General features: G+C 64.6%; 17 protein-coding genes and 1 pseudogene. 11 read left to right on the forward strand and 7 right to left on the reverse strand.

Annotated features, from left to right (window positions below; translation table 11 throughout):
* Positions 1-9 precede the first annotated feature (9 nt).
* The 3 genes from HDG37_RS10190 to HDG37_RS10200 all read left to right on the forward strand — a co-directional run bounded on the left by HDG37_RS10190 (position 10) and on the right by HDG37_RS10200 (position 2,896).
* The gene (locus tag HDG37_RS10190; protein ID WP_184046609.1) at positions 10-1,431 is read left to right on the forward strand and encodes an efflux transporter outer membrane subunit; all 1,422 of its coding nucleotides are present in this window, start codon (positions 10-12) and stop codon (positions 1,429-1,431) included.
* Positions 1,432-1,572: 141 nt separating this feature from the next.
* Positions 1,573-2,508, forward strand: a complete 936-nt coding sequence (gene panE, locus HDG37_RS10195) for a 2-dehydropantoate 2-reductase (protein WP_184046611.1) — start codon at positions 1,573-1,575, stop codon at positions 2,506-2,508.
* 88 nt (positions 2,509-2,596) lie between these two features.
* Entirely contained in the window at positions 2,597-2,896 is a 300-nt protein-coding gene (locus HDG37_RS10200; RefSeq protein ID WP_184046613.1) for a hypothetical protein, read from the forward strand.
* Between the two features lie 24 nt (positions 2,897-2,920).
* Here HDG37_RS10200 and HDG37_RS39165 read toward each other — a convergent pair.
* Positions 2,921-3,109: pseudogene (locus tag HDG37_RS39165) on the reverse strand (carboxymuconolactone decarboxylase family protein); the annotation flags it as partial.
* An 85-nt stretch (positions 3,110-3,194) separates the two neighbouring features.
* Here HDG37_RS39165 and HDG37_RS10205 point away from each other — a divergent pair.
* The 6 genes from HDG37_RS10205 to HDG37_RS10230 all read left to right on the forward strand — a co-directional run bounded on the left by HDG37_RS10205 (position 3,195) and on the right by HDG37_RS10230 (position 10,311).
* On the forward strand, positions 3,195-4,682 hold the full coding sequence (locus HDG37_RS10205; protein WP_184046615.1) for a PLP-dependent aminotransferase family protein: 1,488 nt from the start codon (positions 3,195-3,197) through the stop codon (positions 4,680-4,682).
* A 376-nt stretch (positions 4,683-5,058) separates the two neighbouring features.
* Positions 5,059-5,511, forward strand: coding sequence for an HU family DNA-binding protein (locus HDG37_RS10210; protein ID WP_184046617.1), 453 nt, complete (start codon positions 5,059-5,061; stop codon positions 5,509-5,511).
* Positions 5,512-5,924: 413 nt separating this feature from the next.
* Positions 5,925-7,334 (forward strand): circularly permuted type 2 ATP-grasp protein, encoded by a 1,410-nt coding sequence (locus HDG37_RS10215; RefSeq protein WP_184046619.1) that lies wholly within the window; start codon positions 5,925-5,927, stop codon positions 7,332-7,334.
* A gap of 170 nt (positions 7,335-7,504) precedes the next feature.
* Positions 7,505-8,455, forward strand: a complete 951-nt coding sequence (locus tag HDG37_RS10220) for an alpha-E domain-containing protein (protein ID WP_184046621.1) — start codon at positions 7,505-7,507, stop codon at positions 8,453-8,455.
* Between the two features lie 12 nt (positions 8,456-8,467).
* A complete protein-coding gene (locus tag HDG37_RS10225; protein WP_090807138.1) occupies positions 8,468-9,268 on the forward strand; it encodes a transglutaminase family protein in 801 nt (266 codons plus the stop codon).
* A 170-nt stretch (positions 9,269-9,438) separates the two neighbouring features.
* Positions 9,439-10,311: a proteasome-type protease gene (locus HDG37_RS10230; RefSeq protein WP_184025193.1), complete on the forward strand. Its 873-nt coding sequence runs from the start codon at positions 9,439-9,441 to the stop codon at positions 10,309-10,311.
* A gap of 154 nt (positions 10,312-10,465) precedes the next feature.
* Here the strand turns inward: HDG37_RS10230 and HDG37_RS10235 are convergent, their stop codons facing one another.
* Together HDG37_RS10235 and HDG37_RS10240 are read right to left on the reverse strand one after the other, a co-directional pair.
* The gene (locus HDG37_RS10235) at positions 10,466-11,650 is read right to left on the reverse strand and encodes a porin (protein ID WP_184046623.1); all 1,185 of its coding nucleotides are present in this window, start codon (positions 11,648-11,650) and stop codon (positions 10,466-10,468) included.
* Between the two features lie 432 nt (positions 11,651-12,082).
* The gene (locus tag HDG37_RS10240; protein ID WP_184046625.1) at positions 12,083-13,354 is read right to left on the reverse strand and encodes a YihY/virulence factor BrkB family protein; all 1,272 of its coding nucleotides are present in this window, start codon (positions 13,352-13,354) and stop codon (positions 12,083-12,085) included.
* Between the two features lie 204 nt (positions 13,355-13,558).
* Here HDG37_RS10240 and HDG37_RS10245 point away from each other — a divergent pair, with 204 nt between their 5' ends.
* Positions 13,559-14,113, forward strand: a complete 555-nt coding sequence (locus HDG37_RS10245; RefSeq protein WP_184046626.1) for a YbaK/EbsC family protein — start codon at positions 13,559-13,561, stop codon at positions 14,111-14,113.
* A gap of 110 nt (positions 14,114-14,223) precedes the next feature.
* Entirely contained in the window at positions 14,224-15,783 is a 1,560-nt protein-coding gene (locus tag HDG37_RS10250; protein ID WP_184046628.1) for a methyl-accepting chemotaxis protein, read from the forward strand.
* 68 nt (positions 15,784-15,851) lie between these two features.
* Here HDG37_RS10250 and HDG37_RS10255 read toward each other — a convergent pair whose 3' ends face one another.
* The 4 genes from HDG37_RS10255 to HDG37_RS10270 form a co-directional block, all read right to left on the reverse strand.
* A complete protein-coding gene (locus HDG37_RS10255) occupies positions 15,852-17,339 on the reverse strand; it encodes a SulP family inorganic anion transporter (protein ID WP_184046630.1) in 1,488 nt (495 codons plus the stop codon).
* A 264-nt stretch (positions 17,340-17,603) separates the two neighbouring features.
* Positions 17,604-18,194 (reverse strand): YSC84-related protein, encoded by a 591-nt coding sequence (locus HDG37_RS10260; protein WP_184046632.1) that lies wholly within the window; start codon positions 18,192-18,194, stop codon positions 17,604-17,606.
* A gap of 266 nt (positions 18,195-18,460) precedes the next feature.
* Entirely contained in the window at positions 18,461-19,849 is a 1,389-nt protein-coding gene (locus tag HDG37_RS10265) for an FAD-binding oxidoreductase (protein ID WP_184046634.1), read from the reverse strand.
* Between the two features lie 891 nt (positions 19,850-20,740).
* The coding region (locus tag HDG37_RS10270) for a hypothetical protein (protein WP_221311943.1) at positions 20,741-22,324 on the reverse strand (1,584 nt) is incomplete at its 5' end.

Genomic DNA, 22,324 nt, shown 5'->3' on the forward strand with positions numbered 1-22,324 from the left:
GAGACCAACATGAAACGAATCGTGATGAAGTTACTGGCGAGCGCGGCGTTCCTGACGCTCGCGGCCTGCGCCGTGCAACCCGCGACGCACGCGGATTTGCCGCATACGGTGCAGACGCTCGCGCCGGCCGCGTGGAGTGTCGACGCGCCGCAAGACAGCGTGAACACCGATGCCTGGTGGGCGCAATTCGGCGACCCGGTCATGCATCAGCTGATCGAATCGGTGTTGACCGGCAACCTCGACGTGCGGGCCGCGGCCGAACGCGTGAAGCAGTCGCAGGACCTGGTGACGCAGAATCGCGCGGCGCTGCTGCCGGAACTGAATGCGAACGCGGGCGCATCGACCGAGCGGCAGAACACGCCGCCGCCGCTCGGCTATGTGCGCCAGGCCGGCCTCGGCCTCGCCGCGAGCTGGACGCCGGACGTGTTCGGCGGCGAACGTCTCGCGGTGCTCGCCTCGCAGGCGCAGGTGTCGGGTAGCGTTGCGGCGCTGAATCAGTTGCGGCTCGCGCTCGCCGCGAACACGGCGGCTGCGTATATCGATCTACGCTGGGCGCAGGCGCAATTGCAGATCCTCGACGACAACGAGCAGATTCGCAGCCGCGCGCTGAAGCTCACGCAGGAGCGTCTGCACTACGGCCTGTCGACGCAGCTCGACGTCGCCCGCGCGCAGAATCAGTTGCAGGACTTGCAGGCGCAGATTCCGCGTATGCAATCGGCGGTGCAGCATCAACTGAGTCTGATTGCCGTGTATTCGGGGCGTACGCCGGAAAGCCTCGATACGCTGCTGCTTTCCAACGCGCGCGAGATTCCGGTGCCTGCGCAAAGCGCGCCGCAGGTGTTGCCGTCCGACGCGTTGCTGCATCGACCCGACGTGCGCACCGCCTATGCGCTCGTCGAACAGCGTGCGGCGGAAGTGGGGGTATCGAAGACGCAGCGCTATCCGCAGTTCAAGATCAACCTGACGAATGGGCTGCTCGCATCGTCGTACCTTGGCTTGCCGACGCTGACCGACAATCTGTTCAGCGCCGCGTTGAATGCGACGAGCCCGATCTTCAACGCCGGGCGCATCACCGCGAACATCGACGCGAGCGAGAGCCGCATGCGCGAATCGCAGCTCGGCTTGCAGCAGACGATGTTGCAGGCGCTGAAGGAAGTCGAGGACAATCGCAGCGATCTCGTCAGCGGCGCGGTGCAGGTGCAGCGCCTGGCCGGTGCGCTCGATGCGTCGAATCACGCGCTGCGTTTGTCGACCGAGCTGTATAAGGGCGGTGCGTCGAGCTTCCTCGATGTGCTCGACGCGCAGGAAGCGTATCTGCGCGACTCGGAGTCGCTCAACCAGGCCCGTCGCGAGCATGCGCTTTCGGCGATCGCGCTGTACCGGTCGCTGGGGGGCGGGTGGGAGCAGGGGGAAACGGTGGCGGCGCAGTGAAGGCAGCGAGGCGCGTGACGCTGAACCGATCCCCCAATCTTTGCTACATTCCTGCACAAGCACCGAATACGCGGCACCATGAAGATGCGTCCGCCAGCGACGCGCATGATCGGCAAATCGAAATCTTTCAAGAGGCTCAAGATGCGAATTCTGGTAGTAGGAGCGGGCGCGGTAGGCGGTTATTTCGGCGGACGTCTGGCCGCGGCGGGGCAGGACGTGACCTTCCTCGTACGCGCCGGTCGCGCGGAAAAGCTACGGAGCGACGGCCTCGTCATCGACAGCCCGCGCGGCAATCTCCAGTTGCCCGACGTGAAGACGATACTGGCCGGTGTCGCCGCCGAGCCGTTCGACCTCGTGCTGCTGAGCTGCAAGGCCTACAGTCTCGACGACGCGATCGATTCGTTCACGCCGTTCGTCGGCGAAGACACGCTGATCCTACCGATGCTCAACGGCATGCGCCATATCGACGTGCTGACCGCGAGCTTCGGCAAGGAGCGCGTGCTCGGCGGTCAGTGCGTGATCGCCGCGACGCTCGATGCCGAGCAGCACATCGTGCATCTGAACGACATGCACGCGATCACGTTCGGCGAACTCGTGGGCGGCACCTCGGAGCGCACCGAGGCGATTGCCGATGCAATGTCCGGCGCGAACTTCGACGTCGCAATCAGCGACAACATCCTGCTGCGCATGTGGGAAAAATGGGTGTTCCTCGCCACATTGGCCGCGAGTACGTGCTTGATGCGCGGTTCGGTCGGCGATATCCTGGCTGCGCCGGACGGCAAGCGCGTGATTGAGAATCTGCTCGGCGAATGCCGCGCGGCGGCCGAGCACAACGGCTTCACGATGGCCGCGGACTTCGAGGTGCGCGCCACCCAGGTGCTGCTGACGCCGTCGCCGCTGACCGCGTCGATGCTGCGCGACGTCGAAAACCGCTCGCACACCGAGGCGGATCATATCCTCGGCGACCTGATCTCGCGCGGCGGCGACGCGCAAAAGGGCGAACACGGCGTGTCGCTGCTGCGCATCGCCTATAGTCATCTGAAGACGTACGAAGCTCGCCAGACCCGCACTTCCTGACGGCTCGCCGCGGCCGACGCGAACGCGGATCGGGCGGATGGCGCGACGCACGCGAGCGCCGCCGCAACCTGACGATCGGAGGTCAAGCATGCCGGCTCCAACTGGATCGGTGCCCGCGCTCAGCGCCGCTTCCGCGACCGTGTTCTCGATCGGCATCGTGTTTCTCGGCTACTGGGGTATGTATGAGCCGACTGCCTGGCACAAGGCCGACGTCGTGGTCTTTGTGCTCGCGCTGACCGGCTTCGCGTGCCTGGGCCTCGTGCCATGGATGGCGACGAGTCCCGTCGAGCCGGAGAACAGCGACTCACGCGTGCGTATCGCGCGGCATCTGTTTCTCGCGGGCGTGACCGCGATCTGGCTCGCGGTGGCGGTCTCCGTGATCTTCTGAAGCTCCGCGAAGACGCGCCGCTGCCTACTCCGGCATCTTCCTGAACGGGACCGCAATGCGGTTCCAGCCGTTGATCGCAATGATCAGCGGCGTCAGGTCGCTGATTTCCTGCTCGCTGAAATGCGGCTTCACCGCGTCCCATACCGTATCCGGCACGCGCGTTTGCGCGACCAGCGTCAGCGCCTCCGTCGATTCGAGCGCCGCGCGTTCGCGCGTCGGGCGTCCGTGGCGGTAAGCTTGCGTTCGTCACTGGTCGGTCGAAATAACCATTTCGCCGTTATTTGAGGTAACCACCCGAATGGACATTCACATCGCGGTCGAAGGCCCTCACGATCTGTCCGGACAGATTTATCGGCAGTTGCGCGCGGGCATTCTCGAAGGGCGCCTTGCCGGCGGCACGCGTCTGCCGTCCACGCGCGATCTCGCGACGCAGCTCGGTGTGTCGCGCAAGACCACGCTCGACGTATTCGAGCGGCTGCTGTCAGAAGGTTATCTGAGCGCCCGCGCCGGTTCGGGCACCTTCGTCGCCGACGGACTCGAACGGTTGCCGGCCGAGCGTTCCGCCCACGCGCGCGCGGCGGCTCGTTCGCGCGCGCGGGCCGCCGCGCAAGCGAAGGCCGCCGCGCGCGCGCAGCCGCTGTGGGAGCAGATGCCCGACAGTCTGCCGTTGCCGCGGCCGTCGGTGCCGTCGCCGCTCGACTTCATCGGCGGCGCGACCGACAAGACGCTGTTTCCCTTCGACGTCTGGCGCCGCTGCGTGAATCACGCGCTACGCGGCCAGGCGCGCAGCCCCGGCACCTATCGCGACGCCGCGGGGGAGCAGCAGCTGCGGCTCGCGATCTCGCGCTACCTCGCTTTCAACCGTGCGGTGTCGAGCAACTGGGAAGACGTGATCGTCACGCAGGGCGCGCAGCACGCGCTCGATCTGATGGCGCGCATCACGCTGCGGCCCGGTGAAATCGCGGCCATCGAAGACCCCGGCTACCCGCCCGCGCATGCATGCTTCAAGGTGACCGGCGCGCGCGTGGTGCCGGTACCGGTCGATCGCGAAGGCCTGATCGTCGGCAAGCTGCCGGACAAGGCACGGCTCGTCTACGTGACGCCTTCGCATCAGTTTCCGCTCGGTATGCCGATGAGCCTCGAGCGTCGCGTCGAACTGCTCGAATGGGCGCAAAAGCGCGGCGCGGTCATCATCGAGGACGACTACGACTGCGAGTACCGTTTCGAAGGCCGGCCGATGGAGCCGCTGAAGAGCCTCGATCGCGCCGGCCTCGTCGCCTACGTCGGCACGTTTTCGAAGACGATCTTCCCCGAGCTGCGCATCGGCTACCTGGTGCCGCCCGCGTCGTTGCACGGCCCGCTGCTGAAGGCGCGGCAGATCGCCGATTGTCACGGCTGCACGCTGACGCAAACGGCGCTCGCGTCGTTCATGCTCAATGGCGACTTCGCGCGCCATCTGCGGCGCATGCACAAGGCTTACGCGGCCCGCCGCGCGATGCTGCTCGAGCATCTGCAAGGCGCTCTCGCGCGCTGGTTCGAGCCGATCGTGCCGACCGCCGGCATCCATCTGGCGGCGCGGCTCAAGGGGCCGTTGGCGTCGCTCGGCGAAGAGGTGCTCGTTGCCGCCGCGCGTGAAGCGTCGATCGGCCTCTATGGACTCGCGCCATTTCACCATCGCGTGACACCGCAGCCTGGGTTGATCTTCGGCTATGGCAGCATCGCGGCCGAACATATCGACACGGCGCTGACGACGCTCGCCGACATCCTGCAGCGCATCGCACGCTGAAACGGAGCTCGCCGCAAGCGAGGCGCAGGCATCGTCGAAACGTTGGGGGGTGCGTTGCTTGACGCGTCAAACGAAGAAAATGCCCTGTTTCAAGGGGCGAAAACACCGGCTCGCCCCGACGCAACCACCTCGAATCCACGGCCGAAACGAACTGTAACGAGCGTTACTCCTGCATGTCAAAGAGCTCGCCACGCACGTTTTAGGCGCTAAAACAGGGACTAAAACGTGTTGCACCGTCGGCGCCGCGCAAAAAACTTCATCGCAATACATAAAAGAGTCGCGCAAATCGCTTTAGCGCTTGTAGAATCCGGCGTTGAAGCGTGCACATACGGTGTGCGCTTCGAGCAATTCACTGACCACAACAGGTAGGAGAAACATGCCGACTTCCGCAAAAAAGGTGGCCAAGAAGGCTGCTGCCCCGGTACCGACCAAGAAGGTTGCTGCAAAGAAAGTTCCTGCGAAGAAAGCCGTCGCAGCCAAGAAGGTCGCCGTGAAGGCGTCTGGCGCACCGTCGCCGATCAAGGACACCTTCACGAAGGCCTCGTTGGCAGCTCACCTCGCTGAACGCGCTGCAGTGGAACCGAAGACCGCCAAGGCCGTGTTGGCCGCGCTCGAAGACACGATCCTCGGCACGGTGCACAAGAAGGGCGCTGGCGAATTCACGCTGTCGGGTCTGCTGAAGATCGTCGTGCAGGCTGTGCCGGCGAAGAAGAAGCGCTTCGGCAAGGACCCGTTCACGGGTGAAGAGCGCTGGTTCCCGGCCAAGCCGGCCAGCGTGCGCATCAAGACACGCGCGCTGAAGAAGCTGAAGGACGCGGCGGCAGCCTGAACGCGTTGCTCGCACGACTCAGGCGTCGGCATGGCGCTGTTGTGTTTAACCATGCCTGATGTTTGAGTGCGTGAAAAAGCGCCTGCATGCAGGTGATCGAAGTCCCCGTGGATGAAGATTCACGGGGACTTTTTTATGCGCTCGCTTCGTAGTGCGCGTCGAGTCCATTGGCGAAACGGCAAGCGCGCCCTCTCATAGTGTGCTCCCTGATGGCGTACACGCACCTGACTGGCGCATCATGATCCACGACAGTACGATCGAGGCAATCCGACGCCCTGCGGATGCTCCGTTAGGGGGCACGTCAACGCGCTCTATCCCGACACATTCAATGGCATGACGCTTGCTTGATCGAAGGTCGAATACCGAATGCGCAGCGCATTCGCCTTCTATTTGACAACAAGACTGGGGCTGACATGCGATGCTATGACGAGATGCGCCATCACGCCGATGGCGTACGGCCGCATTACGCGCGCTTTGAGCGATGGTTGGACAGTCAGGGCGATGAAGCGATCGCACGCAAGCGCGCGGAAGCGGACCTGCTGTTCCGGCGCGTCGGCATCACGTTCGCAGTAAACGGCGACCTGTCAGGCACCGAGCGGCTGATTCCCTTCGATCTGATTCCGCGCATCATCCCGCGCGGCGAATGGCAGACGCTCGAAGCGGGTTTGCGACAGCGCGTGCAGGCTCTCAATCTGTTTATCCACGACGTCTATCACGATCGCAACATCGTGCGCGCGGGCATCGTGCCGGCCGACCAGGTCTATACCAACGCACAGTATCGTCCCGAGATGCAGGGCGTCGACGTGCCGCTCGGTGTTTACGCGCATATCGCGGGCGTCGACGTGGTGCGCGCCGGCGATCAAGGCGAATTCTACGTACTCGAAGACAATCTGCGTGTGCCGTCGGGCGTGTCGTACATGCTCGAAAACCGCAAGATGATGATGCGGCTCTTCCCCGAACTGTTCGTGCAGAACCGCATCGCGCCGGTCGCGCATTATCCCGACCTGCTGCTCGATACGCTGCGCTCGGTCGCGCCCGCGGGCGTCGACGATCCGGTCGTCGTCGTGCTGACGCCGGGCATGTACAACTCCGCGTATTTCGAGCATACGTTCCTCGCGCAGCAGATGGGCGTCGAGCTCGTCGAAGGCAAGGATCTGTTCGTCGACGACAACTACGTGTTCATGCGCACCACGCAAGGACCGAAGCGCGTCGACGTGATCTACCGGCGCGTCGACGACGATTTTCTCGATCCGCTTGCGTTTCGCCCCGACTCCGCGCTCGGCGTACCGGGTCTGCTCACCGCCTATCGCGCCGGCCGCGTCGCGCTCGCGAACGCGATGGGCACCGGCATCGCCGACGACAAATCGATCTACCCGTACGTGCCCGACATGATCGCGTTTTATCTTGGCGAAAAGCCGATTCTGAACAACGTACCGACCTATCAGTGCCGTAAGCCCGAGGATCTCGCCTATACGCTCGCGCATCTGCCGGAGCTGGTGGTCAAGGAAGTGCACGGCGCGGGCGGCTACGGGATGCTGGTCGGCCCCGCCTCGACGAAGGCCGAAATCGAGGCCTTCCGCGAGCGGCTGATCGAGCGTCCGGCCGGTTATATCGCACAGCCCACGCTGGCGCTGTCCGCGTGTCCGACTTTCGTCGAATCGGGCATCGCGCCGCGCCATATCGACCTGCGGCCGTTCGTGCTGTCGGGCAAGACCACCACGATGGTGGCGGGCGGCCTCACGCGGGTCGCCTTGCAGGAGGGCTCGCTCGTCGTCAATTCATCGCAGGGAGGCGGGACCAAGGACACCTGGATGGTCGACTGACGCGGTTGCCGCCGCGCTTTTCGCCTCGCTTCTCGCCTCGCTTGCAACAGAGCAGAGCAGGACGCGACACTCGCAACCTGATGCGCGCTGGCGCTCAACGGATAACCAGCGCGGACCTTCGTCGCTGACGGAGGCCTCGCGCGTTCAGATCACAGACATGGAACGTCGTCATGCTTAGCCGAACCGCCGATCACCTCTTCTGGATGGCCCGCTATATGGAGCGCGCGGAGAACACCGCCCGCATGCTCGACATCAACCTGAAGGCGCAACTGCTGCCGCAGACGGCCGAACAGGAGGCTCGCGCGCAGCGCTCGGTGCTGCGCATCTCCGAGCTCGAAAGCGCCTTCGAGCAGCGCTACGACGAACCGACGCGCGAGCACATGCTCGACTTCATGATCGCCGACGCAAGTAATCCGTCGAGCATTCATTCGTGCCTGCAGGCCGCGCGTGAAAACGCTCGCGCGGTGCGCGGCACGCTGACGACCGAGTGGTGGGAAACCATCAACGACACGTGGCTCGAATTCAACGAGCGGCTCGCGAGCGGACAGGCCGCGAGCAATCCGGGCTCGTTGTTCGAGTGGGTCAAGTTCCGCTCGCATCTGTCGCGCGGCGTGACGATCGGCACCGCGCTGCAGGACGACGCGTTCTTCTTCACGCAGCTAGGCACGTATCTGGAGCGCGCCGACAACACCGCGCGGATTCTCGATGTGCGTTTCGCGAACGTCGAGCCGAATTCACGCGACGCGGCGCGCCAGCTCGAGGACTTCTATTACTGGACCTCGATCCTGAGTTCGGTGTCGGCGCTCGAGATCTACCGCAGGGTATATCGCGACGTCGTGACGCCCGCGCGCGTCGTCGAGCTGATGATCCTCAATCAGCAGATGCCGCGCTCGCTGCTCGCCTCGCTCGACGGCGTGTGCAGCAATCTCGCGATGCTGCGCACATCGGGCTCGAACCAGTGCGAGCGGTTCGCCGGCAAGCTGCGCGCCGAGCTGTTGTATGCCGACATCCGGCAGATTTTCGAAAGCGGTCTGCACGCCTATCTGACGCAGTTCCTCGCTCGCGTGTTCGATCTGGGCAATCTGGTCGCGCGTACTTATCTGATGCTGCCAGTGGCCTGACGGAGTTTTCTCATGTACCTGACGATCCGCCACGACACCTCTTACCGCTACGAAGCGACGGTTCACTATTCGATCCAGCAGTTGCGCCTGACGCCCGCGAGCGGCGCCGGACAGACCGTGCGGCGCTGGAACATCGACGCGCCGGGCAAGCTCGACGCGACGCTCGACGCCTACGGCAACGTGCTGCACACGCTCGTCATGAACAAGCCGCACGACGAGATTCATCTGCGCGTGTCGGGCGAGGTGGACACGATGCCGCTCGTCGACGGCGTGCTGGGTGATCCGCCCGGCCCGATTCCGCTTGAGCATTTCACCTGCGCGACGCGTCTGACCGAAGCCGACGGCGCGATCCGCGAACTGGCGGAGTCGGTGGCGAATCTGGCGAGCCCGGCAAGCCTGCTCACGCTGTCCGAGCAGATCGTGCAGCGCGTGCAGTACCGGCCCGGCGTGACCGAGGTCACGAGCACGGCCGCCGAGGCGCTCGCGCTCGGCAACGGCGTGTGTCAGGACCATGCGCATCTGATGCTCGCGTGCTGCCGCGCGCGCGGCGTGCCGGCGCGCTACGTGAGCGGATATATCGAACCCGGCGACGTGCCGCATGGCGCGAGTCACGCGTGGGTCGACGTTTGGCTCGAAGGCAAAGGGTGGATTTCGATCGACGTCACGCATGCCGGGTTTGCCAGCGAGATCTACTGCCGGCTCGCGGTCGCCCGTGACTATGAGGCCGCGGCACCGGTGCGCGGCCGACGCATCGGCGGACTCGAAGAGGAGCTTCACGTGGCGGTGGCGGTCAGCGCGCAGATGTCGCAGTAGCCGCGTTGCAACGCCAACGCGCGCGACGGCATTTAACATTCCTGCCACGTGTTCGGAATCAGCTGCCAAAAGGCTGCAAAGAAGCTGCAAAAAAGGCCGTAAACACGGATAAAAGGCGCCTGTGCGCCGCATTACAATAGCCCCGTTCCTTTGCCTTCCGCGGATTCCTTATGACTTACTGCGTAGCGATGGCCGTCAACGACGGCCTCGTATTTTTGTCCGACACGCGTACCAATGCGGGCGTCGATCACATCAGTACCGCGCGCAAGATGTCGGTGTTCGAGCAACCCGGCGAACGCATGCTGGTGCTGCTCGGCGCCGGCAATCTGTCGATCACGCAAGCGGTGCTGCACGAGCTGTCCGAGCCCGCCGATGCCAGCGAGCCCACGCTGTGGAGCGTGCCGACCATGGCGGACGCCGCGCGCGTGGTCGGCAGCGCGGTGCGTCGCGTGCATGAGCGCGAGGCCGAGGCGATGCAGAAGTTCGGTGTCGACTTCAATTGCAGCTTCATTCTCGGCGGCCAGATCGCGGGCAACCGGATGCGCCTTTTCATGATCTACGCGGCGGGCAATTTCATCGAGGCGTCGGCCGTGAATCCGTATTTCCAGATCGGCGAGGCGAAGTATGGCAAGCCGATCATCGATCGGGTGCTGACGCCGTCCACACCGCTCGACGAGGCTGCGAAGTCCGCGCTGATCTCGATGGACTCGACGCTGCGCTCGAACCTGTCAGTAGGCTTGCCGCTCGATCTGCTCGTGTACGAGAAGGATGCGCTGCGGGTCACGCGGTTCGTGTCGATCGATCGCGACAACGCGTACTTCGACATGCTTCACCGCACATGGGGCGAGCGTCTGCGGCAGGTGTTCGCCGAGATTCCCGATCCGGACTGGCAGCAGTCGCTGGATGCGCCGTCGCCGCAGTCGGAGCGGGCGCTGGTGCTATATCGCGCGCCGGTCGGCGCCGATGGCGTCGAGCATGAGCAGGATGTGTCGCCCGCGCAGATTCTCGCGCAGGCCGACAAGGGCAAGGCGCAGCGGCGCTAGCTGCGTTGGGTTCGGAGCGCGCGTCAGGCTCGCTCGGGCCCGCACCAAAACCTCAGGACGAAAAAAAACCAGCCATCGGCATCGCCTCTGGCTGGTTTCTGGTCTCTGGCTACGCAGCCCGTCGGCTGCGTAGCAGGTCCGATTCGAAGTCCGATTAGAACTTGTGACGGATACCGAGGCTGACCATGACCTGGTTGTTGGTGCTCGACTGGTTGCCATACGAACCGATCGAAGCCGTGGACGAAACGAGTGCGCCCGTAGCCGGATCGCGCTGTTGGCCGCTTGCATGCTGCCATGCGGCGACCGTGTACACGTCGGTGCGCTTCGACAGCGAGTAGTCGCCGCCCAGCGAAACCTGGTTGTACGTTGCCACCGCGTCGCCCGTACCGCGGGTGTATGCGTAGCCGATACCCAGCAGGGCTGCCGGCGTGATCTGGTAGCCGACGTACACGCGGCCGACGTTGAAGATCTGCGTCGACGTGAACGCCGATTGTGCGTCCGGCTTGTAGCGCGCGTTGCTGTACGACAGGTTAGCCGTCCACGGGCCCGTCACGTACTGAGCAGCTGCTGAACCGATACTGATCGACTTCGCCGTGGTGTAAGCCTGGTTGATGCCTGCGTTGTTCGGGAAGTTCGTGTCGAACGTAGCGCCGGGGACCGTCGTGCTGTTCCAGCCCGTGCGGACAGGAAGGTTGGTGCTTGCGTTGTCAGTCCTCAGGTAGCCACCCGCGACGCTGAACGGACCCGTTGCGTACGTTGCTGCGCCGCCCCACGTTTGACCCGAACCCGTCGCGCCTGCGACGCCGCCCAGAGCGTACATGCCTTCGACTTGGAAGCCCGACCACACCGGCGACACATACTTCAGCGAATTGTTCACGCGGAAGCTGTTGTCGTTGTTGTCGACGTCACCCGGCGTAGCGAACGTGCTGCCGAAGTAGTTGTCGCCCGTCAGCGGCTGGATCATGTCGACCAGCGGGTCGTATTGACGACCAGCTGTGAAGGTGCCCCAAGAGTCGCCCGTCAGACCGACGTAAGCCTGACGACCGAACATCAGGCCGCCTTGACCGAGCTTGCCGGAGTTGATGTCAAAGCCGTTTTCCAACTGGAAAATTGCCTTCAGGCCGCCGCCGAGGTCTTCCGTGCCCTTCAGGCCGAAACGGTTACCTTGCAGGTTGCCGCCAAACATTTGTACGAGGCTACCGCCGTTGGGCGTAGCGTTGTTCACGTACTGGACCGATTCATCCAGCACGCCATACAGGGTCACGCTGCTTTGCGCGTGAGCGATACCGGCGACACCGAGGAGCGCCAGCGAGAGGGTAGACAGTGCGATTCGTTTCATCCATTTCTCCACGCAGATGATTGTTCGTTGTTGCGGAAAGCAGAATAGCTCAGCGGCTCGGCGGGGTAGAAACGGAAAAAAAAGAGTGTCGCCAAAAACTGACAATCGATGCAAACCCTTGTATTTAAAGCTCTCAGCGATTGTTTCCATTTGCGCAACATTTATTGGTCTGATGTGCATTATTGTTGATTTGTTGATAGTGACTGGGTGAACGAACGCACTATCAGCATCGATTTGCATGCTAAATGTAATCTAGTCGTCTACACGTCCACTCGCCTTTGTAGTGAAATCATAAAAGAGACGGCTGACGAAAGGACTAGACAGGCTGGACAGACGGGGCGCGTTGTGTGTCCAGGCGCAATCGACTGGATTGACGGCGCAACACGTGCATCTATAAGGGTATGGACGGTAGCGTGGTGAGAAGCGCCCGCTTCAGCGCCGGTCGGCGCCACGGCGCGCCATGGCCGCGGCCGTGAGCCCCGCGGCGGCCGCGAGCAGCACCGAGGTCCACGGGTTGCGTCGCACGTAGCGGTCGGCGGCCGTCGCCTGGCGACGCGCTTCGACGAGGGCGGACGCCGCGAAACGGGTGGCTTGCGCTTCGGCGTCGAGCACCTTGCGCGTAACGTCCACCGCGGTCTCATGCGCGGAGCGCCTTTGCGCCGCCGCGTTGATTCCCGCGGGCAGCGGCGTAGCCGTTTGGCTGGCAACACCCTCAGCAGCGGGAGCAGACGACGGCGCGGCATTTGCCGCGACGGTCGATGCCGCCAGTACCGACGCGAGCTTCGCGCGGCTGCCCAGCGGCGACTCGCCCTGCATGCCCCAGCCGCCACGCGGATCGTGCAGCCGGCCGCGCGCCGCCGAGAACTCCGCGCCGAGCAGCAGCACCAGCGCCGAGAAGTACAGCCACATCAGCAGCACCGCGAGCGAGCCGGCCGCGCCGAACGCGCTGGCCATTCCCGCATGCGCGAGATACAGCGCGAACAGCTTCTTGCCAGCCGTAAACAACACGGCCGCGACGATGCCGCCCACCACCGCATCGCGCCACAGCACCCGAGCGTCGGGCAGAAACTTGAGCAGTCCGGCGAACGCGAAGATCAGCACGAACAGCCCGACGCCGAGCTGCAGCAGATTGCCGATCACGACATACGGCGAGTCGCCCCACAGCCAGTTGCCGATAAAGACGATCACCGTATCGAGCACCAGCGACACGATCAGCAGGAACGCGACGCCGAGCACGAGCCCGAACGAAATCAGTCGCACCCGCACCAGCGCGAGCCAACTGGAAGTGCGCGGCCCGCTGTCCGGCCACACTATATTGAGCGCGCTGTTCAGCGACGAGAACGTCGCCGACGCGCCGATCGCCAGCAGCGAGAACGAGATGATCGTCGCGATGCCGCCTTTGGCACCCGCGTGATGCGCGTTCTCGACGATCGTCTGCACGCCGGCCGCGGCCTGGTCGCCGATCAGGCCGTTGATGTGGCCGAACAGCTCGCCGCGCGCGGCCGCCGGGCCGAAGAACCAGCCGGCCACCGCGATCACCATCACGAGCGTCGGCGCGAGCGAAAACGCCGCATAGAACGCGATGCTCGCCGCCATCGCAGGACAGCGGTTCTCCGCGAACTGCCGCAGTGCGCCCATCGCCCAATTGGCCTGATGACGCGCGGCCTGCTGGAGGTTCTCGCGAGAGAGCGTGTCGATGTCCATGATCGTGTCTGAATCGTGAGGGCGCCTTCAGGGTGTTTGCTTCATTGCTTTTCGCAAACCTCGTGCCCGTCACTATACAAGTTAAGCGGCGCGCTGCATGGCCTGCGTTCATGGCCTGTTTTGCGGCCCGTTTCGCGGCCTATTTCGCGGCCGCCCGCGCGTACCGCTAGAATGCAGCGGGTTAATGTCACCTTTCCGCTCATCATGCATTCGCACGAACTCGTACAGCAACTGGACGTCATCGAGCGCGACCAGTGGAGCGCGCATCTGCCCGCGCACGTCATCGAACAATTGCCGGCGCGCGGGATCACGGTGTTCGCCGTCACCGACGACGCCTCCGATACCGCCGCATTCAGCGCTCGCTACGGCTTCGGTCTCGAAGACTGCGCGAACACGATCGTGATCCGCTACAGGAAAGAGGGTGGCGAGCACTATGCGGCGCTCGTGTCGCTCGGCTCGCGGCGGCTCGACATCAACGGCGCGGTGAAGGCTGCGCTCGGCGCACAGCGGCTGTCATTCGCGAAGCGCGAGGCGGCGGTCGAGCATAGCCAGATGGAGTTCGGCGCAATTACCGCGTTCGGTCTGCCGGCCGACTGGCGCATCCTCGTCGACGCCGCCGTGATGGAGCGTGCGCAGATCGTGATGGGCGCCGGCGTGCGCGCGGCCAAGCTGCTGATGGCGCCCGACGTGCTGCGGCCATGGCCGCGCTGCGAGGTGGCGGCGCTGACGCTGCCTGCGCACGGAAACCCGCAACCTTGAAGCCGCCCTGAAGTTTTCTTCCGTCGCGCCGTTAATCCCGACAACGACATGAAACGTTTGCGGCGTCCGTTCGCGCGGACAGCCGCCGACCACGACAAGGGATACGGAAGATGGAACGGTTTCGCCTGAAAGTGCGGCTGTGGCTCGCGCTCGCGGTGATGTGCATGGGCATTCTGGCGATCGGCCTGTGGGGGGCGTTCAAGACACGAGACACGATGATCGCCGATCGCGAGGGCGAGCTGAAAAACGTGGTCAGCATCGCGTACAGCGTGCTCGATCGCTACAACGCGCTCGTCGCGGCCGGCACGATGCCGCTCGCCGATGCGCAGCGCGCCGCGATGGACGACCTGCGCGCAATGCGCTACGACGGCGCCGGCGGCTATCTCGTGCTCGAAGACAGCCACGCGCACGTGCTGATGCATGCCACGCGCGCCGACCTCGTCGGCAAGGACATGACCAACGTCACCGATCCGGACGGCCGCCACGTGTTCAAGGAAGGTTCCGAGCAAACGCAGCGCGAAGGCGAGGCCTTCGTTCATCTGCAGTTCCCGAAGCCCGGCACCGACAAGCTTGCGCCGAAGATCAACTACATGCGGCTTTACAAGCCGTGGGACTGGACCATCGTCACCGGCGTCTTCACGGACGACATCGACGGCGCGTTCTACCGCACCCTCGTGCAGTACGTGAGCGCGGCGGTGGTGCTTTGCGCGCTCGTGTCGCTGGTGATCGGCGTGATTCTGCGCAGCATTCTGCGTCAGCTTGGCGGCGAACCGGCGTACGCGCTGCAGATCGCGTCGCGTATCGCGGACGGCGACCTCGACGTGGTCGTCGACGCGAAGGCCGGCGACAGCACGAGCCTGCTCGCCGCGATGAAACGGATGCAGCAGCGTCTCGCGCAGGCGATCGAGCAGATTCGCGCCGGCGCGACGCTGATTTCGTCGGTATCGAACGAGATCGCCGCGGGCAATTCGGACCTGTCGCGCCGCACCGAGCAGCAGGCGGCCGCGCTCGGCGAGACCGCGTCGAGCATGGAGCAGATCACCGCGACCGTGCGTCAGAACGCCGACAACGCGAAGCAGGCGAGCCAGCTCTCGCACAACGCGTCGGAGACCGCGGCGCGCGGCGGCGCGGTGGTCGGTAAGGTGATCGACACGATGCGCGGGATTTCACAGTCGTCGCACCGGATCGGCGACATCATCGGCGTGATCGAAGGGATTGCGTTCCAAACCAATATTCTCGCGTTGAACGCGGCCGTCGAGGCGGCGCGCGCGGGCGAGGAGGGCCGCGGTTTCGCGGTGGTCGCGGGCGAAGTGCGCACGCTCGCGCAACGCAGCGCGGCGGCTGCGAAGGAGATCAAGGCGCTGATCGAGGAATCGGCCGCGCAGATCGCGGGCGGTTCGGAGCACGTCGGACGCGCGGGTGACACGATGCAGGAAGTCGTGCAGGCGGTACGTCGTGTCAACGACATCATGGGCGAGATCAGCGCGGCGTCGGCCGAGCAGACCTCGGGCATCGAGCAGGTCAACATCGCGGTCGCGAGCATGGATCAGACGACGCAGCAGAATGCGGCGCTCGTCGAGGAGGCGAGCGCGGCGGCCGATGTGCTGAAGACGCAGACTGGGCAGTTGTCGGCGGCGATCGCGGTGTTCCGGTTGCCCGAGCAGCGCTAAAGCACCAGGCCGCGTTGTCGACTCGCGCGAGAATTCACCGCACGCGGGCTCGCAACGCGGTGCGTGTCTCACGCCAAGCCGATCCCCGCGCGGCTCAACAATTGGCGGCTGCGCTCCGACAGATTCTTCATGCGCAATTGCTTGCCCGCCTTGCGATAGCGCTCGGCCAGACCCTGCAACGCGGCGAGCGCCGAATGATCGGCGAGCAGCAGGTGACTGCAATCGACGGTCACGCTCGCCGGGTCGCGCGCCGGATCGAACAGCTCGTGAAAGCGCGTCGTCGACGCGAAAAACAGCGTGCCGCGCGGCACATAGGTCTTATGGCCCGCTTGATCCTCGGCATGCGTGTGAATTTCGCGTGCGTGCTGCCACGCGAAGTTGAGCGCGGCGATCACGATGCCGCACATCACCGCGATCGCGAGATCGGCAAACACGGTGATGACCGTGACCGCGACGATCACGAGCGCGTCGTTGCGCGGCACCTTGCCGAGCACGCGCAGCGATCCCCACGCGAAGGTTTGCTGCGCGACCACGAACATCACGCCCACCAGCGCCGCGAGCGGAATTCGCTCGATCAGCGGCGACAGGAACAGGATGTACAGCAGGATCATCACGCCGCTGACGATTCCCGACAGCCGCGAGCGTCCCCCCGAATTCAGGTTGATCATGGTCTGGCCGATCATCGCGCAACCGCCCATGCCGCCGAACAGCCCCGATGCGATGTTCGCCGCGCCGAGCGCGACGCATTCGCGATTCGGCTGACCGCGCGTTTCGGTGATTTCGTCGGTCAGGTTGAACGTCAGCAGCGTTTCGAGCAGACCGACGATCGCGATCAGCACGGCGTACGGCAGGATGATGCGAAGCGTCTCGAGATCGAGCGGCACGTCGGGCAGATGCAGCGTCGGCAGATTGCCGGCGACATGCGCCATGTCGCCGAGCGTGCGCGTCGGCAGATGCAGCAGCTGCGTGAAAAGGCCGATGCCGAGAATGGCCACGAGCGCCGGTGGCACGGCTCGCGTAAGTCGCGGTAGCAGATAGACGATCGCCATCGTCAGCGCGACGAGCGCGCACATCGTCGCGAGCGCGCTGCCGTGCAGCCAGGCTTCGCCGTGCGGCGTGACCGTTTTGAAGTGAGCGAGCTGCGCGGTCGCGATGACGATCGCGAGTCCGTTGACGAAGCCGAGCATGACCGGATGCGGGACCATGCGGATCAGTTTGCCGAGCCGCAATATGCCGAACAGCATCATCAGCAGGCCGCTCAGGATCACGGTCGCAAGCAGATACTGCGCGCCGTGCTCGACGACGAGCGCGACGATCACGACGGCCATCGAGCCCGCCGCGCCCGAAATCATGCCGGGACGTCCGCCAAATAGCGCGGTGACGGTGCAGATAAAGAATGCGCCATACAGACCCATCAACGGATTCAGATGGGCGACGAGCGCAAAGGCGATGCATTCGGGCACCAGCGCGAACGACGAGGTCAAGCCTGCGAGCACGTTGCTGCGAATGCCGGACAGCCAGGCGGGCCGACCGGAAGCGGGACTAGCGGTGTTCATGTTCTACGAGGTGGCGCGCGAGCGCAATGCTGAGGCTTGTATGGGCAGCGCTGGACTGGCGAGGCAACGCGCGGCTGCGCGAAGGATTGCGTCCGCTGGGCGCGGACGGTCTACGAAAGGCGTGAATTCTACCGTAGCGCGATGAACGGCGCTGGCGAAGCGGGCGGGAACGCTATGGCCCGAACGCGCGGCGCGGATCTGTCGCGCAATCGCGCGGTGCGCTCGCGCCACAAATCCGCAAGAGGGAAAGCCCCGCTCGGATACTCAGATAATCAGCCGCGACACCTTCGTGCCCTCGAGCGACACGCCGGCCATCAGGCCGCCGTTGGTCAGCACGAAAGCCTGCACCGGGCTCGTCGCGGTCGACGAATCGACCGCGCCGTTCGCGCCGACTTTCAGCACGGCGACGGTCGCATTCGCGCCGACTGCCCAGCCCTGGCTGTGCATGAATTCGTCGAGCGCTTCCTGCGTCATGAACAGAAACACGAGCGCCTTCGACTGCGCGCCGATCTGCAACCCGAACGAGCCCGCGACCGTGCTGTAGTAGCCGACCGTGCGGCCGGCGATGCGCATCGCCCCTTCACCATACTGTCCGCCGACCCAGAAGCCGGCCGAGATCACCGATGGAAACACCAGCACGCCGCGCGCTTTCGCGACGAGCTCACGCGCACCGTCGACGTTTTCGTAGAGACGCGCGAGCGTCGAGTCGACGCCGGCGTTGATCGTGTCGCGCTTGCCGGCGTTGGCAGACGGCGATGCGTTCGAGGACGGCGAAGTCGTCGTGCAACCGGTGAGGCTCAGGCCTGCGACGGCCAATGCAGCGCTGCCGGTCATGATGAATTGTCGTCTGCGCATGACGGTTTTCCTTTGCGTTTCTCACGCGTGTTGTACGTTTTGGAAGAGTGCGGCGAGTCGCCTGCTTTGCTTTGTTCTCATATGCATGCTGGAGGTTCCGTGCGCGCGGTCATCGCAGCCGGGCGGCGGCGTGTCGCGACGTTCGCATCGCGGACGGCCACCGCTCAAATAGCAGGGAGCGTGCCCAAGGGCCGCGCCGCCTTGCGCGAGAGCGGCGCGGCCATTGCGGCTCGGGTTTTTACGCCGCTTTCCGTCACGCGTCGTCGCTACGCCGTTGGGCGAATGTTCTGGTTATGGCGGAACAGGTTGCGCGGATCGTAGCGGTTCTTCACGGCGACGAGCCGTTCATAGTTGGGCCCATAGGCATCCGCGATACGGCCGCCTTCCTCCTGCGTCATGAAGTTGACGTACACGCTGCCTAGCGCAAAGGGGCGCGCCGCGTCGAAAAAGTCGCGCGCCCATTTGACACAGCGCTCGTCGTCGCGCGCATCGTCCCAGCGGCCGTGCACGTTCATCGCGTATTGCGTCTCGCGACTTGGGTAAGCGGTCGCGTCGACCGCCACGCGCTGCGTTTGCGCGCCGATCAACCCGAAGAAAATTTCGCATTGCGCCGACGGCAGTGTGTCGATCGCGCGGATCAGCGCGTCGATCAGTCCATCGTCGATGGTGGCGAGGTTGTGCGACTTCCAGTAGTTGCGCGCGCCCGGCGTGAGCAGCGGATCGAAGGCCTGTTGCCAAACTTCATAAGGCATCGGACCGAGATGTTCGCCGAGCGGCTTGCCGAAGCCGCGCACGGCTTCCACCGCGGCTGGGCCTGTTTCGACCGGCCCGTTGTAGCACATCGCGAACACCAGCACGGGTTGGCCGTGCACGTCGGGCGGCAGGAACGGCAGCGGTGGCGCGAGCCGCGCGACGGCCCAGACGGCCAGCTCGTCGGGCATCGCGGGCACGGCATCGCGGTATTTGATCAGCGCTTCCTTCGCGTCGGCGAGCGGCAACACGACGAGGCCGCCATACACGAGCGGGCCGACCTCATGCAGCGCGAACTCGAATAGCGTAACGACGCCGAAATTGCCGCCGCCGCCGCGAATCGCCCAGAACAGATCGTCGTGCGAAGCGGCGCTCAGGCGGCGCAATTCACCGTCCGCGGTGACGATGTCGGCGGCGACGAGGTTGTCGATCGTCATGCCGTAGCGGCGGCTCAACCAGCCGAAGCCGCCGCCGAGCGTCAGACCCGCGACGCCGGTCGTCGAGTTGATGCCGAGCGGCGTCGCGAGTCCGAATGCCTGCGTTTCGTGATCGAGATCGTGCAGCGTCGCGCCCGGTTCGACATAGGCGCGCCGCGCTTCCGGGTCGATGCGCACCGATCTCATCGTGGACAGATCGAGCACGAGGCCGTCGTCGCACACAGCGCTACCGCCGATGTTGTGGCCACCGCCGCGAATCGCGAGCGGCAGGCCGTTGTCACGCGCGAAGGCGACGCCGCGGCGCACGTCGGCAACACCCGCGCAGCGCAGGATCATCGCGGGAGAACGGTCGATCATTGCGTTCCAGATGCTGCGCGCCGTGTCGAAGCCCGGCGTGTCGGGCAGCAGAAGCCGACCGCGAAGTCCGGATTTGAATTCGTCGACCGCGCTGCTGGAGATAGTAACCATGTTGTACCTCGTCGAAGAGGGGAAGGCGCTCGCAGAACTGCTCCGCAGACCAACAAGAGTGCGGGCGGTGAATGAAAGCGGATTGAGAGGTTCGGCTGCGTGCAGTAAACGGGGCGGCGCGTCGAAGTCAAACCAAGGTTTACCCGCGTTCGTGGGCGATCCCGCGCGGTGGCTCGCGGGGACAGGCTTTTGCGGGCAGGGCAACGACGATACGCTGCAGTACAGCCGAAGATGGTGGGAATGCTCCGAGAAAAGCGTGCGCGCTGATGTGTTGGTTATCCGACGCGCTGGTGGTTGTGCCACGACACTTTGCATATGGGCGTGGCTCGTGATCGCGTGCGACCGAGGCACACGTTCGTCGACTATGCGAGGTAGCGCACATCGCGACAGCGATTTTCGCGACGCACGCGCATTGCCCGACGACGCGTAATGTTTCGCACGCGCGTTTCGGTGATTTTCATTGGGTTGTCTATTGGGTTGCTCTCATTGGGTTTTTCTATTTCTATTTTTATGTGCGAATGGCCACATGAATAAAGCCAGTGATGTGTAAATGGTCAGTATTTGTCAGATAAAACCAAAGGCTAATTTTCTTTTTTCTGATCAGATTGCATTGAGTGCGAGATTTTTTAACTTCCTGTCTGAAGAATGTGGAGTAGCGGATTTGGCGGCCGGATCGTCGTTTAGCGCCGCCTGACGGGCCGTATCGGCAATATCGCATTGCGTGGGCTAGCGCACGGTCGAGCGATTGCGCTGCGAATAACTTCAATGTCCATCAAGCCTCGCTGTGCGGCTCTCACGATCACGTGCTCGCACGGCCAGCCGATTCTCTCGAAGCACGCCAAATCGGACCGGGGATTTTCCGTGAGAGAAGTGTTTAGTGCGAACGCATTTTTAATTCGCATAAAGCGAAGCTGCGCAAAGGCTTTGACTTTTCGTTTTGTTGACGAGCGGAGATTCACTCGTTAATTGGACCGGTCTTTTTGGTGAAATAATTCGGAGAGTGAAATGAAGAAGCAAAACGGGGACGCGTGGATATTGGGAACGCGACGGGCGGCTTTGGCGGTCGCGGTCAGTCTTTATGCGGCGATGGCGGGTGCGCAGACGAATTCGGGGAGCACCGCCGCGCCGGCAACGAATCCCGCAGTGATGGTGCTCGCCGAGGCTAGCGTGCACGGCGGATGTGCGTCGGGCGGCGGGCCGGGCTGCACGTCGCAGGGATTCGGGCAGCTCGGGGCGGGCGCCTTCGGCGTCGCGGCGGCGGGGCTCGGCCCGACATCGCCCACCGGCTCGCCGACGGGCAACGGGACGTCCTCGACGGGCACGGGCGCGGGAAGCGGTGGCGGGAATAGCTCGGCTAATTCCGGCCCGGGCGGGGTGGGCTCGGGAAATACCGGCGGCAACAACGGCAATGGCGGTGCCGGCGACAACGGTAACGGCGGCGCGGTTAGCGGTGGTGGCGGGAATGGCTCGGGGAATGGCGGCACGGGCGGCGATGGCGGCGGTAACGGAGGCGGTGATAACGGTGGGGACGGTGGTGGGGATGGTGGTCATGGTCATGGGCATGGGCATGGTCACGGCGGCGATGGTGACGGCGATGGCGGCCATGGTCATGGCCACGGCGGTGATGGTGACGGCGATGGCGGCCATGGTCATGGGCACGGTGGCGATGGTGATGGCGATGGCGGTCACGGTCATGGTCACGGTGGTGATGGTGACGGCGATGGCGGTCATGGTCATGGGCACGGTGGCGATGGTGATGGCGATGGCGGCCATGGTCATGGGCACGGTGGCGATGGTGATGGCGATGGCGGTCACGGTCATGGTCACGGTGGTGATGGTGACGGCGATGGCGGTCATGGCCATGGGCACGGCGGTGATGGTGACGGCGATGGCGGCCATGGCCATGGGCACGGCGGTGATGGTGATGGCGGTCGTGGCCACGGTGACGGCGGCCGCGGCGATGGCGGCCACGGCGCCAGCGGTCACGGCGACGGCGGCAACGGTGACGGCGGTCATGGCGACGGCGGCCACGGTGACGGCGGTCACGGTGACGGCGGTCACGGTGACGGCGGTCATGGTGACGGTGGTCATGGTGACGGTGGTCACGGTGACGGTGGTCACGGTGACGGCGGCCACGGCAGCAGCGGTGGCGAAGGCAAAGGCGGTTCCGGAAACGGCGGCCATGGCGGTGAGGGCGATGGCGGCCAGGGCAACGGCGGCTACGGCCACGGCGGCCATGGTGGTGAAGGCGGCGGCCAGGGTAACGGTGGTTCCGGACACGGTGGCCATGGCGGTGAAGGCGGTGGCGGCCAGGGCAACGGCGGCTCCGGCCACGGCGGCCACGGTGGTGAAGGCGGCGGCCAGGGTAACGGTGGTTCCGGCAACGGTGGCCATGGCGGTGAAGGCGGTGGCGGCCAGGGCAACGGCGGCTCCGGCCACGGCGGCCATGGTGGTGAAGGCGGCGGCCAGGGCAAC

Source organism: Paraburkholderia sp. MM5384-R2, assembly GCF_014201025.1.
GTDB lineage: Bacteria > Pseudomonadota > Gammaproteobacteria > Burkholderiales > Burkholderiaceae > Paraburkholderia > Paraburkholderia tuberum.

Coding starts and splice junctions, on each gene's coding strand:
- HDG37_RS10190 (WP_184046609.1), top strand. CDS start 10: ATGAAACGAATCGTGATGAAGTTACTGGCGAGCGCGGCGTTCCTGACG.
- panE (WP_184046611.1), top strand. CDS start 1,573: ATGCGAATTCTGGTAGTAGGAGCGGGCGCGGTAGGCGGTTATTTCGGC.
- HDG37_RS10200 (WP_184046613.1), top strand. CDS start 2,597: ATGCCGGCTCCAACTGGATCGGTGCCCGCGCTCAGCGCCGCTTCCGCG.
- HDG37_RS10205 (WP_184046615.1), top strand. CDS start 3,195: ATGGACATTCACATCGCGGTCGAAGGCCCTCACGATCTGTCCGGACAG.
- HDG37_RS10210 (WP_184046617.1), top strand. CDS start 5,059: ATGCCGACTTCCGCAAAAAAGGTGGCCAAGAAGGCTGCTGCCCCGGTA.
- HDG37_RS10215 (WP_184046619.1), top strand. CDS start 5,925: ATGCGATGCTATGACGAGATGCGCCATCACGCCGATGGCGTACGGCCG.
- HDG37_RS10220 (WP_184046621.1), top strand. CDS start 7,505: ATGCTTAGCCGAACCGCCGATCACCTCTTCTGGATGGCCCGCTATATG.
- HDG37_RS10225 (WP_090807138.1), top strand. CDS start 8,468: ATGTACCTGACGATCCGCCACGACACCTCTTACCGCTACGAAGCGACG.
- HDG37_RS10230 (WP_184025193.1), top strand. CDS start 9,439: ATGACTTACTGCGTAGCGATGGCCGTCAACGACGGCCTCGTATTTTTG.
- HDG37_RS10235 (WP_184046623.1), bottom strand. CDS start 11,650: ATGAAACGAATCGCACTGTCTACCCTCTCGCTGGCGCTCCTCGGTGTC.
- HDG37_RS10240 (WP_184046625.1), bottom strand. CDS start 13,354: ATGGACATCGACACGCTCTCTCGCGAGAACCTCCAGCAGGCCGCGCGT.
- HDG37_RS10245 (WP_184046626.1), top strand. CDS start 13,559: ATGCATTCGCACGAACTCGTACAGCAACTGGACGTCATCGAGCGCGAC.
- HDG37_RS10250 (WP_184046628.1), top strand. CDS start 14,224: ATGGAACGGTTTCGCCTGAAAGTGCGGCTGTGGCTCGCGCTCGCGGTG.
- HDG37_RS10255 (WP_184046630.1), bottom strand. CDS start 17,339: ATGAACACCGCTAGTCCCGCTTCCGGTCGGCCCGCCTGGCTGTCCGGC.
- HDG37_RS10260 (WP_184046632.1), bottom strand. CDS start 18,194: ATGCGCAGACGACAATTCATCATGACCGGCAGCGCTGCATTGGCCGTC.
- HDG37_RS10265 (WP_184046634.1), bottom strand. CDS start 19,849: ATGGTTACTATCTCCAGCAGCGCGGTCGACGAATTCAAATCCGGACTT.